Below are 17,222 nucleotides of genomic sequence, written 5' to 3' on the forward strand. Positions count from 1 at the left end.
GGGGATTTCCGGGTGTGGCCGGTCGGTTAACGTTCAGGCGCGAGCTACGTGACGGTACGAGTCCAAGCTGGAGGCCTGGTGCCGGATATTCCGCTTACCGACGCACTGGCCGCGCTGATTCGGGATCTGCGACGTGCGACGTCTGGCAGCCCCGAAGACGGTGTGGAAGTGGAACTGAGCCTGGTGGCACGGGCCGATCGCCATGGCGTCACCTGGCAGCTGGCGACAACGGAGGACGTCGGGGCGGTCCGGGTCCGATTGACTGTGCATCCGTGGCGATGGCCCCCACCCGACATTCCCGTTCCCGATCTGCCCCCTGCGGTGAGAAATCCCCCACCCGCTGTCTCCTACGCACCGAAGCCGGGCTACGACGAGACGTCTGTCGGCCTCGATCCGAACCGCCTCGGCAGCGCTCACCTGCCACCGATCGTCCGTCCCAAGCCCGGCGTGGACATCGAGCGCGATGACGATTGACGGCACCGGCGGCGACCCCGGCACCGATGCACTGGAACGCGGTAACGACCGGATCCGTGACGCGGCGAAATGGTTGGTCGCCAGCGCCGCGGCGGTCGGCGCGGCGATGCTTGCCGGCAGCCAACTGTCGAGCATCGGCGAACTCCCGCTCGGCGTACCCGATTCCGTGGAGAATGCTCGGCTCTGGGTGGCGATGTGGGGTGCCGTCGCCGGGCTCAGCGCCGTGGTGTACGCCATCTGGACCGCCGTGCAGATACTGCTGCCGAAACTGGTGCTGATCAGCGATCTCGAACAGGCATGGACGCAGCGAAGGTCCGTACTGGATCCGGTGGTGGAGCATTTCCGACGCAATCCCAAATACCTGCAGGGATTCTCGACTCCGGGCGAAGTCGTCGCCGCCCGCGAGGAACTGATCGTCGCGCAGCGCGATCCGGCGACCGCTGACGACATCCGGGTGGAGCTGGCGGCCCGGATCGCCGATCTGGACGATCGGATCACCGCGATCGAGGACACCGCCACCCACGAGGCGCTGAAGGAGCAGTTCACGCGTGCGCTGCACCGGCTGATGCTGGCCACCGCCGTCGCCGCGGTCGGCATCGTGGCCTTCGCCTGGTCGGCCAACCCCCCGGCCCACCAGCCCACCGCGGATCTGCGCAACGCCCGCCTGGTCGACGCGTACCTGCGCGACGCCGACCTGCGCAACGCCAAACTGGACCACGCCGACCTCACCAACGCCGACCTGACCGGCGCGGACCTCTCCGGTGCCTCGATCAACGGTGTCGTCTGGCGCAACACCATCTGCCCCGACGGCACCAACAGCGACGCCAACCGCCACACCTGCGCCGGCCATCTGTCGTGACCGGGCTCGAACCGCACGTCCAACGGGTGGTGAAGGTCCACGGCACGTTGCTCGGATCCGGCTACGCCGTCGGCGTCGACCTGGTGCTGACCGCTGGTCATGTGGTCGGTCCACGCGGGGACGCGGCGTGGATCTCCCGTAGCGACAGCACCGCCGCACGCGAGCACCGGGCCACGGTGATCTGGCGGGGTGACGGCATCGACGCCGACGCCGCCCTGCTCCGACTGGACATTCCGCTCTGGACGGCGGAGGAGACCCGCACCCGCTACGGCGAGCTGCGCGGCCACCAGCCGGTGCCCTGCCTCACCGCCGGCTATCCGTGGGTCCGGGTGGGCCACGACGGGCTACGCCGCCTCGACGAGCTGCCCGGCCACGTGATGCCCAGTCTCGGCTTCGAGGACCACCGGTACGCGCTGGACTCCACCCGGATCGCCCCGAACCCACCCGGGCCGCTGCGGGATCCGACAGGCGAGCCGGTACGCGACGAGAACGGTGAGCCGGTGCCCGACGCCCACCCGCACAGCGGCTACTCGGGCGCGCCGCTGCTGACCTCCGGCGCGCGGCAGCTCCTGCTGGGCGTCGTGGTGGCGGTGCCGTCCCGGTACGGCCCCGGGCGGCTCGACGCGGTACGGATCACCCGGTTGCTCGCCGACCCCACCTTCGCCGGCCTGGTCGGCACCTCTCCCGACCAGATCGAACGGGAACCGGCGCAGCTGCTGCCGACCGGGATCGTCGCGCACGACGAGGCCCTGGCCGAGCTGGCGGACCATCTGCGCGCCGATCGGCTGCCCTACGTCCCGCCCGCCGACGCCGGCGCGGCGACCCATCCCGGACGCCTGCTGGACCGCCTGGACGAACTGGCCGGCCACTGCGGTCTGCTGCTGGTCGGCCAGGCCGGCATCGGCAAGACCCGCACCTGCCTGGAGGTCGCCAACTGCGCGGTCGACGCCGGCTGGCGGGTGCTGCACGTGCGTCCCGGCGAGCCGCTCGTCACCACCGAACAACTCATCGACGTGGTGAACGGCGCCACCGACCAACGCCTGCTGATCATCATCGACTACCTGAACCTCAGCGGCCTGGACTACCCCGCGATCCGGCACCGGCTGCTGCCCGCCGCCCGGGCGCGCGGGATCCGCCTCGCCATGCTGGGCTCGGCCCGACCCGGCTGGTTCCACCAGAAGGACAACACTCCACTCACCCAGGTCTTCCGGCCGGTCGAGCTACGGCCGGAGGACGAGCACCTGGACCGGATCCGGCATCAGGTGGTCACCACCCTGGCACCGCGGGCGCGGGCGATCCTCGGTGACGAGCGGTTGGCCCACCTGTGTGGTCGGCGTCCGGTCGTGGCGACCCTCATCGCCGCCGAGGCCGAGGCCCAGGCGGCCCGGGGCAAACTGTCGACGGCAACCGCCGACCTGCGACCGGAGTACCTGCTCGACTGGCTGGTCCGCCGGCTCGACGAGGACGACCTGCTGCACCAGGCCCAACGGTTGGACGACGAACGCGAGCCCGACCTCCGGTTGCAGATCTACGCCGCGATGGCCGCCGCCACCCCGCAGCCCCGTCCCGCCCTGGTCGCGTGCGGCGCCCGCGTCGCGGGTGGTGACGACGCACGGGCCGAGCACCTGATCGAGGTCCTGCTGACGATGGGCTGGATGATCGCGACCTCGGACGGGTTGGCGCCGGTGCACGACATCGTGGTCGACCAACTGCTGGAACACACGACCGTCCGGGCCGGGCTGAACACGGTCCGGACCGCTGTCGCCGACCGGATCCTCGGTGCCAGCCTGACCAGTGCCCGCACCATCGGCCGGTACGCCATGAATCTCGATCGGCTGCTGCGCGACCTGGCGCTGCAACAGCGCGACGGTCCACTCGCCGGGCACTGTGCGGCCTGGTTGAGTGCCCACGCGACGGCGGCCGGCGAGTTGCTCGCCGGCCCGCAGGACGTCGGCGCGTACGCCCTCGGCGCGGTGCTGGACAACTCACCCTGGGCGCAGGTGCTCTTCCAACACTGGCCGCAGCTCGGCGCGCCCTGGCTGAACGTGCACGGCACGTCCCTGGCCGCGCGGCACATCCTCTACAAGGGGCTGCGGACTGTCGCCTCCCCACAGGCGGCCCGGCTGATCGAGGTGGCGACCGCCTGGCTGACCCGGCACCAGACGGCTCTGGAGGCCAGTTTCGTCATCGCGACCCTGTTGGGACGGGCCGACCTGCCCCGCCGAGACGCCCGCCTCGTCATCGACGCCGCCCGACCCTGGCTCGGTCACCACGTGGAACTCACCGACGCCGGCTTCGTGCTGCGCCCGCTGCTGAACCGGACCGACCTCACCCCCGACGACGTACGCCACGCCATCGACACCACCCGACGCTGGCTCACCCGGTACGAGGAACTCACCGACGCCAAGTTCGTCCTGCATCCGCTGCTGAACCGGACCGACCTCACCCCCGACGACGTACGCCACGCCATCGACACCGCCCACCGCTGGCTGCACCACCACAACGAGCTCATCGACACCCAGTTCGTCCTGCGCCCGCTGCTGGACCGGACCGACCTCACCCCCGACGACGCCCGCCACGCCATCGACACCACCCGACGCTGGCTCACCCGGTACGGGGAACTCACCGACGCCAAGTTCGTCCTGCATCCGCTGCTGAACCGGACCGACCTCACCCCCGACGACGCCCGCCACGCCATCGACACCACCCGACGCTGGCTCAGTCACCACGAGAAACTCACCGACGCCGGCTTCGTCCTGCATCCGCTGCTGAACCGGACCGACCTCACCCCCGACGACGCCCGCCACGCCATCGACACCACCCGACGCTGGCTCAGTCACCACGAGAAACTCACCGAGGCCGGCTTCGTGCTGCGCCCGCTGCTGGGCCGCGCCGATCTCACGCCCGAGGAGACCGAGCACGGCATCGACACCGCCCTGAACTGGCTGTGCCGGCACGGCGACACCAACGAGGCGGGATACGTACTGCCCCGGCTGTTGGCGCTGCGCAAGATGACCGACCTGCCGGAGTGGCTACCCGCGGTCATCGACCGGTGGGCGGATCGGCACCGGTCGGAGCCGGACATCGTCTTCGTCACCAAGCATCTCTCCCGGCAGAACGCGCTGACGGAGGTCACCGCCGACGTGGTCCTGGACTGGGCCGCCGAGCATCCGCACGATCCCGACATCCCCTGGCGGATGAACGGCGTCGCCACCGCGATCGACCGGTTCCCGTTGTTGGCCGGTCGGCTGTTGCGGGCCGTCGAACGATTTCTCGACGGCATCGAGGGTGAGCAGGCGGACGTCAACAGGCACGGCGAGGTGGACGGCCTCGTCCAGTCACTCTGTCGGCCGAGGACGCTGCGTTGTGGGTTGGCCGGTGCCCGCGTCGACGACATCCTGCTCCGCTGGCTGGCCCACCCGGCCACGCTGAACCCCAGGTGTTCGAAAGGGACCCACTACCGCGACAAGGTGAGCCGGGCCTGCGCCCTGGTGCGCGCCGGCCGTCTCTCCCGCCAGGGCGCGATCGACGTGCTGGCCCGGCTGCACACCTGGATCCCCCACTGGCGGCTCACCGAAGCGCATTTCCCGCTGCGGGACGCGGCCCTGGAGGACGTGGCGACGCTGCTGGCGCAGCTGCGACAGCCGCCGGATCACGTCCCGCACCGGCCGGTCGCCGCGCCCGCCGGCCAAGCCGGTCCCGGCACCGTCCCGGCTGGCATACCCTCGGATCATGCGCCGCCTGGCCCGCCTCGCCGCCCGGACCCCGGCGGACCGTGAGCGCTACCTCGACCTGCTTCGGGCGTTGGCGATCGTGCTTGTCGTCCTCGGCCACTGGACGATCGCCAGCATCTATCACGACCAACACGGCCGGCCGGACGGCCACTCGGCGCTGCCGGCGATTCCCTGGGCCTACCCGCTGACCTGGTTGGTCCAGGTCATGCCGGTGTTCTTTCTGGTCGGCGGCTACGCCAACGCCGCCTCGCTCGCGGCGCACCGCGGCCGGGGCGGCGACTGGGCCGGTTGGCTGCTCGGCCGCAGCGCCCGGCTGCTGCGCCCGACCACCGTGCTGCTGGTGGTGCTGGTGGGCGGCGCGCTGCTGGCCCGGTTGGCCGGCACCGAGCCGAGCCAGGTCCGCCCCGTCGTCTGGTTCGCCACCATCCCGCTGTGGTTTCTCGCCGCGTACCTGGCCGTGGTGCCGTTGACCCCGCTGATGTACGCGCTGCACCGCCGCTTCGGGCTGGCGGTGCCGGCGGTCCTGGTGCTGCTCGTCGCCCTCGGTGATCTGGGTCGTGCGTTCGGTCCGGCCGAGTTGGCCCTGGCCAACTACCTGCTCGGCTGGCTCGCCGTCCACCAGGTCGGTTTCGCCTGGTACGACGCCCGCCGGGGCACCTGCCGACGCGCCCGCTGCCTGCCCATGTCGCGTCGGGCCGCCGGGGCGATGCTCGTCGGCGGGCTCGCCGTCGCGGTGCTGCTCACCGCCGTCGGGCCGTACCCGGTGAGCATGATCAACGGGCCGGGTGAGCGGATGGCGAACGCCGCTCCGCCCAGCGTCGCGCTGCTCGCCGTGGCCACCGCCCAGCTCGGGCTGATCCTGCTGCTGCGCGAACGGGCCGAACGTTGGCTGCACCGCAGCCGCCCCTGGCAGGTGGTGATCGGCGTCAACTCGGTGGTGCTCACCGTCTTCCTGTGGCACCTGAGCGCGGTGGTGCTGCTGGTGGGGGCGCTGGACGGGCTCGGTGTGCTGCCCACCCCGGCGGCCGGTTCGGCGGCCTGGTTCGCCTGGCGGCTGCCCTGGGTGCTGCTGCTGGCCGTGGTGCTCGCCGTCCTGGTCGCCGTCTTCGGCCCGATCGAGGCCCGTACCGGCCGGGCCGAAGACCGGGCACCCGGGTGGTCGGTCCAGGTCCGGGGCGTGCTCACCGTCGCCGGTTTCGCCGCCGTGGGGTACGCCTTGGCGGCCAACGCCACCACCGCGAAGACCGCACCCGAGCCGTTCGGGCTGCCCGCCTCGGCGCTGGTGGCGTACCTGGCCGGGGCGGGCGTGCTGCGGCTGCTCAGGTCTGGGTGGGGAAGCCGAGGTTGACCCCGCCGTGGCGGGGGTCGAGCCAGCGACTGGTGACCACCTTGCCCCGGGTGAAGAAGGCCACCCCGTCGGCGCCGTGCGCGTGCAGGTCGCCGAAGAGCGAGGACTTCCAGCCGCCGAAGGAGTAGTACGCCATCGGCACCGGGATCGGCACGTTGATGCCGACCATGCCCACCTCCACCTCGTGCTGGTAGCGCCGGGCCGCGCCACCGTCGTTGGTGAAGATCGCCGTGCCGTTGCCGTACGGGCTGGCGTTGACCAGGGCGACCGCCTCGTCGTACGAGCCGACCCGCAGCACCGACAGCACCGGGCCGAAGATCTCGTCGGTGTAGATCGACATCTCCGGGGTGACGTGGTCGAACAGGGTCGGGCCGAGCCAGAAGCCGTCCGGTTCGCCGTCCGGCTGCACCTCGCGACCGTCGACCACCGGCACCGCGCCGGCCGCCACGCCCGCCTCGACGTAGGACCGGACCCGGTCCGCGTGCGCGGCGGTGACCAGCGGACCCATGTCGCAGCCACGCCGCCCGTCGCCGGTCCGCAGCCCGGCCATCCGGCGCGCGATCCGGGCCACCAGGTCGTCGGCGACCGGCTCGACGGCGACCAGCGCGGAGATCGCCATGCACCGCTCCCCCGCCGAGCCGAACCCGGCGTTGACCGCCGCGTCGGCGGCCAGGTCCAGGTCGGCGTCGGGGAGCACCACCATGTGGTTCTTCGCTCCACCGAGCGCCTGCACCCGCTTGCCGGCGGCAGTGCCGCGCTGGTAGACGTGCCGGGCGACCGGGGTGGAGCCGACGAAGGACACCGCCTTGACCGTCGGGTGGTCCAGCAGCGCGTCGACCGCCTCGGCGTCGCCGTTGACCACGTTGAGCACCCCGTCGGGCAGGCCCGCCTCGGCGAACCACTCGGCCAGCAACAGCGCCGCGCTCGGGTCCTTCTCGCTCGGCTTGAGCACCACCGCGTTGCCGGCGGCCACCGCCACCGGCACGAACCACAGCGGCACCATCACCGGGAAGTTGAACGGGCTGATCACCGCCACCACGCCGAGCGGCTGCCGCAGACTGTACGAGTCGACCTCGGTGGAGACGTTCTCGCTGAAGCCGCCGCGCAACGCCGACGGGATGCCGCAGGCGTACTCGATGACCTCAAGCCCGCGCTGCACCTCGCCGGCGGCGTCGGCGAGCACCTTGCCGTGCTCGGCGGTGATCACCTCGGCGAGCCGGTCCCGGCGGGCGTGCACCAGCTCGCGGAAGGCGAAGAGCACGGCCGTGCGCTTCGCCAGCGACGCGTCGCGCCAGGCCCGCGCCGCCCGCTCGGCGGCCTCGACCGCGACCGCCACGTCCGCGGCGCAGGCCAGCTCCACCTGACCGGTACGCCGACCGGTGGCCGGGTCGAAGACGTCGCCGCGCCGCGCCGAGTCGCCGCCGACCCGCTTGCCGTCGATGAAGTGCCCGATGAGGTTCACGCCGCCACCTGCCCCACGCTGGTCCGGATCGCCTCGACGAGGATGGCCAGCCCTTCCCGGGCCTCCTCCTCGGTGAGCGTCAACGGCGGGCCCATCCGCACCACGTTGCCGTACAGGCCGCCCTTGCCGACCAGCAGGCCACCTTCCCGGCAGGCTTCGAAGACCGCGGTGGCCAGCGCCGGATCCGGTTCGTTGCCGCCGGGGCGGACGAACTCGACGCCCAGCATCAGCCCCTTGCCGCGTACCTCGGCCACCGACGGCAGCTCGCCCACGGCGGCGCGCAGCCCGTCGCCGAGGATCGCGCCGACCCGCGCCGCGTTGCCCTGGAGATCGTGGTCGAGCAGGTAGTCCAGGACCGCGTTGCCGGCCGCGGTGGAGATCGGGTTGCCACCGAAGGTGGAGAAGCTGATCGCCGGCACCGCCTCCAGCACCTCGGCCCGACCGACCACGCCGGCCAGGGCGAAGCCGTTGCCGATGCCCTTGGCGAAGGTGAGCAGGTCCGGGGTGACGCCGTGGGCCTGGTAGCCCCAGAAATGCTCGCCGGTGCGCCCCCAGCCGGTCTGCACCTCGTCGGAGATCAGCAGGATGCCGTGTTCGTCGAGGATCTTCTTCCAGGCCGCGAAGAGCCCGTCCGGGCCGTGCGTGAAACCGCCGACGCCCTGGATCGGCTCGGCGATCAGGCAGGCCACGTCACCGGCGGTCTGGGTGGCGAGCACCTCGCGCAGGTCTTCGGCCGCCGCGTCGAGCCGGTCGGCCGGGTCCAGCCGGGCCAGCAGGCCCCGCAGCCGGTCACCGGAGTGCAACCAGGCCACCTGGAGCGGGTTGAGCGCGCTCGCCGACCAGCCACGGTTGCCGGTCACGCCCATCGCCGCGTACGACCGGCCGTGGTAGCTGTTGCGTACGGCCAGGATCTGGTGTGAGCGGCGGTGGTTGGTGGCGACCAGCAGCGCCGCCTCGTTCGCCTCGGTGCCGGAGTTGGTGAAGAAGACCCGGGCGTCCGGGATGCCGGAGACCCGGGCGATCTTCTCGGCCAGCTCCACCTGCTGCCGGATCAGGTAGAGCGTGGAGCTGTGCACGATGCCGGTCGCCAGTTGCCGCTGCACGGCCTCCCGGATCTCCGGTACGTCGTAACCGATCATGTTGGTCAGCACGCCGCCGAAGAAGTCGAGGTAGCTGCGGCCGTGCGCGTCGGTGACCCGGCGCCCTTCGCCGGCGACGAGTTCGAGCGGTTCGGCATAGTAGAGCGGCATCCAGGAGGGGAGCACGGCCCGATGCCGGGCCAGCAGGTCGTCGGAGGTCACGGTCGCACCCTTCGGATCGCGGCGGTTACCGCACGCTTCCATCACCCTCGCGGCCCCGGCAAGTGCCAAAGTGTCGCGTGGTGATCCACGACCGTTGACAACACGTCAACGTTTTCCGTCGCCGTCCCAACCGTTGGGCACGCTTACCGTGGCCCCGATGCCGCACGTCTGCGAATTCCGAACCAGTAGGCGGGAAGGTGCAGCGCTGCGGCGACCACCCCGAAACCCAGCCAGCCGAGGCCGAGCGCGATCGCGCCAGAGGCGTCCTGGCCCAGGTGGACCCCGGTGAGGAATCCGACGAGCGCGAGGCTGTTGCGGGTGAAGTGCCGGCAGAAGGCCGGTAGGTCCCGGCCCACCTCGACCGCCACCAGCACGCCGGCGTACGGAAAGGTCACCACCAGCCCGCGCAGGAGCTGCCCGAGCAGCCCGGTCAGCGCCGCGCCACAGAGGATCAGCACCAGCCGGGCCGGGGCGGCCAGCAGGATCGGCCAGCGGAGCCGATGATGTGTCACCGCCACGATGCTGAAGAACATGGTGAGCCCGACCACGCCGACGAGTTGCGCGCCGTCGATGTGGTGGCCGGTGGCCAGCTGCGCCGCCGACATGGGCAACGGCAGGCTGGCGACGAAGGCCCGCCACCGGAGCGGACGGATCAGGCTCACCGCCCAGACCACCGCGGTCACCAGCAGTACGCCCTGGACGGTCATGGGCCCGACTCACGGGTCGAAGGTGGCCCGGGCGACGCAGGACCGAAACGTCTCGCCGGCCCGGGTCACGTCGGAGGCGTTCACCGAGAACCGGTTCTCGGTGATCTCGCCGTGTGCGCTCATGCCGGCCGTCCAGCACGCCTCACCATCCCAGCGGATCAGGTTGACGTGCAGGTCGGCCGGAACCGCCTCGGTCCTCAGCAGCCCCACCCGGACGCCGGCCCGACGCTGCCTGGCCACCAGTTCCGCCAACTCGTCGGAGAAATCGGAGTAGGTGAAGACGCGGGTGATCCGCACACCACGGGCCACCGCCGCCAGGTTCTCCGACCAGTACCGCCGACCGATGTCGCTGCCCCACCAGGCGAGTCGGGGCAGCACGTTGGTCAGCGCCTCCAACTCCCGGACGCAGTCCCGGGTCGCGCCGAGCATGTCCTGATAGTCGGTGCCGGGCCGGATGATGCGCCCCTGGCGTAACTGCCCGAGATCTTCCTGGAACCGCTCGAACCGGCGCTGGGTCTCCGCGGCGATCCGGGTATCTCGATGGCGCTCCACGGCCTCCCGGGCGGCGGTGGCGACTTCCGGCACCGCCCGTACCAGCCAGGGCGGGCCGACCAGCAACGTACGCAGGTGAAACCGGCGCTCGGCGCGGGCCAGCGAGTCCACCAGCAGCGAGATGGTGATGCCCATCAGACCGGCCAGCAGGGACTCCACACCGGAGGCGGCGCCGGTCAGGTCGAGCGTGACGGAGAGCGCGATCGACAACGCGATGCCGGTCAAGGCAACCGGATCGGTGTGCGCCATCAGTCGGGTGATGCCCACCGCGTACGGATATGGTGCGATCCGCTGCCGCCGCGCCGAACGGGACATCGATCACCTCCAGCATGCCGCTGCGACCAGCGTAGGACTCGCCGGCCACTGGCTGGCCGGCGACTTCCGGCACCCCCGGTGCCGACGGACGCCGACGGGAAGTGTCTGGTAGGCCGACCCGACCCGGTTCGCCAGCAGGGACCGTCAGTAGCCGCGGAAGTTGTCCTTGCGGATCTGCTTGCGGCTGATGCCGAGGTCCTTCAGCGCGGCGCTGGTCTCGGCGATGAACTTCGGCATTCCGGAGATGTAGTAGGTCGCGTTCGGGGCGTTCGTGGCAACCTGCTTGAGGTCGACGGCGAAGTCCTCGCGGTCCCGGTGGTAGCGGGCGTCGCTGGCGAGTTGCTCCGTCTCGGCCTTGAACGCGTGCCCGTCCCCGAGGTGCAGCAGCGTGCTGCGGACGCCGAGGCCCGCCGTGTCGATGTGGCGCAGCAGGGAGCGGAACGGGGTGATGCCCACCCCCTGGGCGAGGAAGACGACCTCGTCGCCGGCCCCGTCCAGGATGAACTTCATGATCGGACCGCGCATCGTGATGCGGTCGCCGGGTCGCAGCGCCGCCAGCGCCTTCTTGTACTTGCTGCCGGAGTCCAGCTTGGTGGCGATCACGACCTGTTCGTCGCCGGGCGCCGACGCCAGGGAGAACGGCCTGGTCCCCCCACCCTTGATGGTGAAGATGCCGTGCTGTCCGGCGATGTGCCGGAAGGGCTTGGTGGCGGTGAACGCGAAGACCGCGACGCCACCGTCCTCCTCCCAGCGGTCGGCGAACTCGAGCGGCGTGGACGACAGCAGACCCATGGCTTCTCCTGAGTTGAGGTGAGACTCCTTTCGTTAAAGCTAGCAGATAGTTTTGGTTCACCAACTATCCCGACAGACCGATGGTAAGTGAGATGGTAGTTTCGTACGGTGACCTCCGCCGCAACCCCGGATCCAGGCATCCCCCTGCCGGTGCTGCTCTCGCAGGCCGGCGAACGAGCACGCGAGTTCCTGCAACGCCAGCTCGCGTCGTCGCGACTGCGACCACGGCACGCGCACGTCCTGCTCTTCCTGGAGCGCACCGGCGCTGCCGGGCAGCAGGAGCTGCTGGAGCGGCTCAACGTCGACGCCAGCGCGCTGGTGGGCCTGCTCAACGACCTTGAGGGCGACGGCATGGTCGAGCGCCGTCGCGACCCCGCCGACCGCCGCCGGCACATCGTCACCCTCTCGGAGCACGGCAGGGCAGCGGTCGCGGAGGTCCACGCGTCGATCGACGAGATGAGCGACGCACTCTTCGGAGCCCTGAGCGACACCGACCGCGACCACCTGCATCGGATCTTGTCGGTCATGTCGTCCGGCGCCCCGGCCACGGCGACCGGCTGCCCGGGCCGGCTGTGCGGGCCACCCGACCCCGGCGGTTCGTGATGTGCACAACATGCAGTTGGTGAACCCTTTGCACTGAGTGCAAGATTGGCCCATGGCCAAGACCGAGGGTTTACGCGAGCGGCGACGCCGTCAGACGCACCGCGAGATCCACGAGACCGCGCTGCGGCTCGCCGGTGAGCGGGGCTTCGCCAAGGTGACAGTGGAGGAGATCAGCGCCGAAGCGGGCGTCTCCACCCGGACCTTCTTCAACTACTTCCCCAGCAAAGAAGCGGCGGTCATCGCGATGCCGCCGATGCCGCCCGACGAGGACGTCGCCGTCTTCGCCGCAGCCGGCCCCGCAGCACCCAGTGACGTGCTGCTGGATCTGATCGATCTGCTCCTGCGCGACATGGCCCGCCACCCACCCCGCCGCGATGCGCTGCACGGCATGTTCGCCCTGAGCCAGGACCATCCCGCGGTCCTCGCCGCCATGCTCGCCGGTTTCGAGACCTTCCAACGGCAGCTGGCCGCGACCGTCGCCGCACGCACCGGGGAGCAGCCGCAGGACGAGATGCCCCGCCTGATCGCCAGTCTCACGATGGCCGCCATCCGGACCAGCCTGGAGAACTTCACCTCCGGCAACGACGACAACCCAGTCCCGTACGTCGAACGCGCCGTGACCACACTGCGCGCCCTACTCGGCCGCTGAGCCGACCCAGGAGACCACGATGACCGACACCGCGACCCGGGAGCGTGACTCGTTCACCCTCCCGCCACACTTCGGTTTGATCTTCGCCGGCCTGATGGCCACCATGCTGCTCGCCTCGCTCGACCAGACCATCGTGTCGACCGCGCTGCCCACGGTCGTCGGCGAACTGAACGGCGTCAGCCACATGGCGTGGGTGACCACCGCGTACATCCTCGCCGCCACCATCGGCATGCCGCTGTACGGTCGCTTCGGCGACCTGATCGGGCGCAAGACCCTGTTCCTCAGCGGCATCGGCATCTTCCTCGTCGGCTCCCTGATCGCCGGCGCGGCCTCCAGCATGACCATGCTCATCATCGGCCGGGCAGTGCAGGGACTCGGTGGCGGTGGCCTGATGATCACCTCCCAGGCGATCATCGCCGACCTCGTCCCGCCCCGGCAGCGCGCCCGCTACATGGCTCCGATCGGCGCGGTCTTCGGGCTCTCCGCCGTGGTCGGCCCCCTGCTCGGCGGCTACTTCACCGACCACGCCGACTGGCGCTGGGCCTTCTGGATCAACCTGCCGGTCGGCATCGTCGCGCTGCTGGTCTGCGCGTTCGCGTTGCGCCTGCCACGCAAACGCAACAAGGTCTCCATCGACTACGCCGGCATCACCCTGATGGCCGCCTCGGTCAGCGCCACCGTCCTGGTCGCCGTCTGGGGTGGCACGGAGTACGCCTGGACCGATCCGCTGATCCTGAGCCTGGCCGCCGGCGCCGCGCTGGGCTGGGTGCTGTTCTTCCTCTCGCAGCGCCGGGCCGCCGAGCCGATCATCCCGCTGTGGCTGTTCCGCAGCCGGATCTTCAACCTGGCCACCCTGCTCAGCCTGATCACCGTCGGCGTCGGCATGTTCGCCGTCATCGGTTACCTGCCGACCTACCTGCAGATGGTCTACGGAGTGAGCGCCACCGAATCCGGCCTGCTGCTCATCCCGATGATCGTCGGCATGATGGGCACCGCCCTGCCCTCCGGGCAGTTGATCAGCCGGACCGGACGCTACAAGATCTACCCGATCATCGGCACGATCTTCCTGGGCGCGGCGGCCCTGCTGCTCTCCACCCTCAGCGTGGACACCTCGCTCTGGACGGTCGGCACCTACATCCTCCTGTTCGGCGCCGGCCTCGGCCTGATCATGCAGAACGTCGTCCTCGCCGTGCAGAACGACTTCCCCGCCGCCGCGGTCGGCACCGCCACCTCGTCGAACAACTTCTTCCGCGAGATCGGGGCCACCCTCGGCAGTGCCGCCGTCGGTGCGATCTTCACCAGCCGGCTCACCGACCAACTCGCCACCCGGTTCTCCGGCGACGCGGCCGGCGCGATCGGCAACACCGACTCGCTCACCCCGGCAGCCGTGCACGCGCTGCCGACCGCGGTGCAGGACGCCGTGATAGCCGCCTACCAGCACGCGTTGACGCCGGTCTTCGGTTACCTGGTGCCCCTGTTCGCCGCCGGTCTGGTGCTGGCGCTGCTGCTGCCCGAGAAGAAGCTGGCCAGCACCCACGCCGAGATGGGCGCCGACACCACCGCCGGCCCGGGCCACACCACACCACCCGCGGCCGCCGTGCCGGTCTGAGCGAGTGGTCAACCGTGCCCCCATCGCCGCCGGCGGTGGGGGCACGGGCCTGCGGTCAGGCGGGCGCGGTGGCCCGAACGGCCTCGGCGAAGACCTCGGAGCGGTGCTCGAAGTTGCGGAACCGGCCGTAGCTGGGGGCGGCCGGCGAGAGCAGGACCACGCCCCCGGCGGGAGTGAGCTGCCGAGCCAGCCGGACCGCCTCGGCCAGGTCCTCGACCAACTCGGTACGCACCTTCGGCAGCCCGTCCAGCGCCTCGACGATGCGCGGGCCACTGTCCGGAATGCCGATCACGGTGATCTCCCGCTCGGCCAGGTGCTCACGCAACGGGGTGTAGTCGACGCCCCGGTCGTTCCCGCCGACGATCACCGTCAACGGTCTTCCGTCGTACGCGTCGATGGCGTGCATGGCCGCGTACGGGCTGGTCGCCAGGGTGTCGTCGACGAAGGTCAGGCCGGACGGGTCGGCGATCTCGGTCAACCGGTGGGCCAGCCCCTGGAACTCGGCCACCGCCACGGCCAGGGTGTCCTTGCGGTCGACCAGGTCCACCCCGAGCGCGTCGAGCACCGCCAGGGCCACGCAGAGGTTGCCCTCGTTGTGCCGGCCGACGAGCGGCAGCACCGCCCGGGGGAAGAGCGGCCGGTCGACCAGGTGGAACCAGGGTGTGCCGTCCGGGCCGGCGGCGACGTTCACCGAGTCCGCGGTGCCGGCGTGCACCGCCGCCCGGTCACCCAGCTCGAACAGCAGCCGGGGATCAGCGCCGTTGACCACCACCGTGCGCGGCCCGTACGCCAGCAGGTTGAGTTTGTCCCGGTAGTACTCCCGCTCGCCGCCGTGCGCGTCCAGGTGCTCGGGGAAGAGCGCGGTGACCACGGCCACCCGGGGCGAGTCGGTCAGGTCGCTGCACTGGTAGCTGGAGAGCTCCAGCACGTACAGCTCGGCCTCCGGCAGGTCCAGCGTCGGCACCCCGATGTTGCCGCCGAAGACGTTCGGCCGGTCCACCGCGGCCAGCAGGTGGCTGATCAGGCTCGACGTGGTGCTCTTGCCCTTGCTGCCGGTCACCCCGACCGTACGATCGCCGTGATCGGCCATCCACAGCGCGGTGCCCTGGGTGACCGTGACACCGCGATGGCGCAGCTCCACCAGCCACGGATGGGTCTGTGGCACGCCCGGCGAGCGGACCACCACCTCGGCGGCGGCCAACCGGGCGAAGCCCTCCTCGCCGGTGACCAGCGGGGCGGCCTCCGCCAGCGGCCCCTCCCAGGGCAGGGTGAGGAAGTTCGCGCTGTCGTCCACGGCGACCAGGTCCGCCGGTCCGTGGGCGGCGATCGCGATCACCGCGGCCCGCCCCTCCCGGCCGGCCCCCCAGACGGCGACGGTACGTCCGCGCAGCTCAGACAGGCGCACAGCTTCTCCTCGGATCCGACGACGGCAGCACACGGGCATGGTCCGGCGGGCACCGGCCCCGCGCCCGCCCGGTTCACGGCGGAGCCGGGCACGGCCGGACGAACCAGGGCCTAGTATGGCGTGTGCCTAATACGCAGCTGGCGCGGATGGACGCCTTCACCTTCCCGTCCTACTCGATCGACCTCTCCACCGGGGAGGCGCTGTTCGACTACGCCCTCACCGGGCCCGACGGCGAGCAGCGGTTCACCGAGGTGATCACGTTGCCGGTGCCCGAGGAGTCACCGTCGGACGCGGCGGTGGCCGCGCTCGGCCGGGTGCTGGAGCTGCTGCACGTGGTGGCCGGGGTCAGCTACTACAAGGCCGCCGCGCCGGGACAGCTGGTGCTGCCGGCACCGCTCGGCCCGGCCGCCGTCGAGTTCGTCACCGCCGTCTACACCAAGGGCCTGGCCGAGTACGCGTACCGCAACCAGTTGCCGCACGTGCTCGAACTGGCCCCGGTGGTCCCGGACGGGCGGGTGCGGCCGGTCGCCGAGTACGACAACTCCGACCGGCGTCCGCTGTCGGCGGTCGGTGGCGGCAAGGACTCGATCGTCAGCCTGGAGGCGCTGCGCCGGGCCGGCCTCGACCCGGTGCCCTTCTCGGTCAACCCGAACCACGTGATCAACGCGGTGAACGCGGCCTCCGGCCTCACTCCCCTGGCCGCCCGGCGGCGACTCGACCCGGTGCTGTTCGAGCTGAACGCCGCCGGCGCCCGCAACGGGCACATCCCGGTCACCGCGATCAACTCGCTGATCGCGGTCGCCACCGCGGTGCTGCACGGGCTGGGACCGGTGGTGATGTCCAACGAGCGCTCGGCGTCGGACCCGAACCTGATCTGGAACGGTCACGAGATCAACCACCAGTGGTCCAAGGGCGTCGAAGCCGAGGGGCTGCTCCGCGCCGCCCTCGCCGAACACGCCGGGCTGACCGAACCGTACTTCTCCCTGCTGCGCCCGCTGTCGGAGCTGCACATCGCCCGGCTCTTCGCCACCATCGACCGCTACGACGACGTGGTGACCAGCTGCAACGCCGCGTTCAAGCTGCGTGACGCGAGCGAACGCTGGTGCCGGGACTGCCCGAAGTGCCGGTTCGTCTTCCTGGCCCTGGCCCCGTTCATGTCCCGCGAACGGATCACCCACATCTTCGGCGGCGACCTGCTCGCCGACGCCACCCAGATCCCCGGCTACCGGGAGTTGCTCGGCGTGGACGGACACAAGCCCTTCGAGTGCGTCGGCGAGGTCGAGGAGTCGGTGGTCGCGGCGATCAGGGCACGTGTCGCGGCCAACTGCAACGACTCCCCCGGCGCGGCACCGTCGAGCAACCGCTGGCAGGACTCGGCGAGCACGGCCAGCGCGGCCTGCCGCGCCGCCGGG

At 71.1% G+C, this 17,222-nt stretch carries 14 protein-coding genes; 8 read left to right on the forward strand and 6 right to left on the reverse strand.

Features of this window, described 5'->3' with window-relative positions; genetic code table 11:
* Window positions 1-78: 78 nt before the first annotated feature.
* The 4 genes from C1I93_RS31125 to C1I93_RS03600 are packed head-to-tail and all read left to right on the forward strand — an operon-like array spanning window position 79 to window position 6,415.
* On the forward strand, window positions 79-474 hold the full coding sequence (locus C1I93_RS31125) for a hypothetical protein (RefSeq protein WP_146603421.1): 396 nt from the start codon (window positions 79-81) through the stop codon (window positions 472-474).
* On the forward strand, window positions 464-1,333 hold the full coding sequence (locus C1I93_RS32235; RefSeq protein WP_223256632.1) for a pentapeptide repeat-containing protein: 870 nt from the start codon (window positions 464-466) through the stop codon (window positions 1,331-1,333). The genes C1I93_RS31125 and C1I93_RS32235 overlap by 11 nt, the downstream gene beginning before the upstream one ends.
* On the forward strand, window positions 1,330-5,112 hold the full coding sequence (locus C1I93_RS03595) for a serine protease (protein WP_111241765.1): 3,783 nt from the start codon (window positions 1,330-1,332) through the stop codon (window positions 5,110-5,112). Before C1I93_RS32235 ends, C1I93_RS03595 begins: the two co-directional genes overlap by 4 nt.
* On the forward strand, window positions 5,066-6,415 hold the full coding sequence (locus tag C1I93_RS03600; RefSeq protein ID WP_111241766.1) for an acyltransferase family protein: 1,350 nt from the start codon (window positions 5,066-5,068) through the stop codon (window positions 6,413-6,415). The genes C1I93_RS03595 and C1I93_RS03600 overlap by 47 nt, the downstream gene beginning before the upstream one ends.
* Here C1I93_RS03600 and C1I93_RS03605 read toward each other — a convergent pair.
* The 5 genes from C1I93_RS03605 to C1I93_RS03625 all read right to left on the reverse strand — a co-directional run bounded on the left by C1I93_RS03605 (window position 6,387) and on the right by C1I93_RS03625 (window position 11,544).
* Window positions 6,387-7,877, reverse strand: coding sequence for a CoA-acylating methylmalonate-semialdehyde dehydrogenase (locus C1I93_RS03605; protein WP_111241767.1), 1,491 nt, complete (start codon window positions 7,875-7,877; stop codon window positions 6,387-6,389). The genes C1I93_RS03600 and C1I93_RS03605 overlap by 29 nt on opposite strands.
* Complete coding sequence (locus tag C1I93_RS03610; RefSeq protein WP_111241779.1) at window positions 7,874-9,178, reverse strand: aspartate aminotransferase family protein; 1,305 nt, start codon at window positions 9,176-9,178, stop codon at window positions 7,874-7,876. The genes C1I93_RS03605 and C1I93_RS03610 overlap by 4 nt, the downstream gene beginning before the upstream one ends.
* A gap of 143 nt (window positions 9,179-9,321) precedes the next feature.
* On the reverse strand, window positions 9,322-9,885 hold the full coding sequence (locus C1I93_RS03615; protein ID WP_111241768.1) for a hypothetical protein: 564 nt from the start codon (window positions 9,883-9,885) through the stop codon (window positions 9,322-9,324).
* Between the two features lie 9 nt (window positions 9,886-9,894).
* Entirely contained in the window at window positions 9,895-10,752 is an 858-nt protein-coding gene (locus C1I93_RS03620; protein WP_111241769.1) for a hypothetical protein, read from the reverse strand.
* A 144-nt stretch (window positions 10,753-10,896) separates the two neighbouring features.
* Window positions 10,897-11,544 carry a ferredoxin--NADP reductase gene (locus C1I93_RS03625; protein ID WP_111241770.1) on the reverse strand — a complete coding sequence of 216 codons (648 nt, stop codon included), beginning with the start codon at window positions 11,542-11,544 and terminating at the stop codon, window positions 10,897-10,899.
* 108 nt (window positions 11,545-11,652) lie between these two features.
* Here C1I93_RS03625 and C1I93_RS03630 point away from each other — a divergent pair, with 108 nt between their 5' ends.
* From C1I93_RS03630 to C1I93_RS03640, 3 genes are read left to right on the forward strand one after another with little or no spacing between them, the layout of a single operon-like run.
* Entirely contained in the window at window positions 11,653-12,147 is a 495-nt protein-coding gene (locus tag C1I93_RS03630; RefSeq protein WP_111241771.1) for a MarR family winged helix-turn-helix transcriptional regulator, read from the forward strand.
* A gap of 52 nt (window positions 12,148-12,199) precedes the next feature.
* Entirely contained in the window at window positions 12,200-12,796 is a 597-nt protein-coding gene (locus C1I93_RS03635) for a TetR/AcrR family transcriptional regulator (protein ID WP_111241772.1), read from the forward strand.
* A gap of 19 nt (window positions 12,797-12,815) precedes the next feature.
* Window positions 12,816-14,405, forward strand: a complete 1,590-nt coding sequence (locus C1I93_RS03640; protein WP_111241773.1) for an MDR family MFS transporter — start codon at window positions 12,816-12,818, stop codon at window positions 14,403-14,405.
* 55 nt (window positions 14,406-14,460) lie between these two features.
* Here the strand turns inward: C1I93_RS03640 and murD are convergent, their stop codons facing one another.
* Window positions 14,461-15,810, reverse strand: a complete 1,350-nt coding sequence (gene murD / locus C1I93_RS03645) for a UDP-N-acetylmuramoyl-L-alanine--D-glutamate ligase (protein ID WP_111241774.1) — start codon at window positions 15,808-15,810, stop codon at window positions 14,461-14,463.
* Between the two features lie 122 nt (window positions 15,811-15,932).
* On the opposite strand from murD, the gene C1I93_RS03650 reads away from it, so the two are divergent.
* Window positions 15,933-17,222, forward strand: a 1,290-nt coding sequence (locus tag C1I93_RS03650; RefSeq protein ID WP_258378254.1) for a MurL-like N-terminal domain-containing, incomplete at its 3' end; no start/stop codon positions are given.

The organism is Micromonospora endophytica, from assembly GCF_003236305.1.
Taxonomy (GTDB): Bacteria; Actinomycetota; Actinomycetes; order Mycobacteriales; family Micromonosporaceae; genus Micromonospora; species Micromonospora endophytica.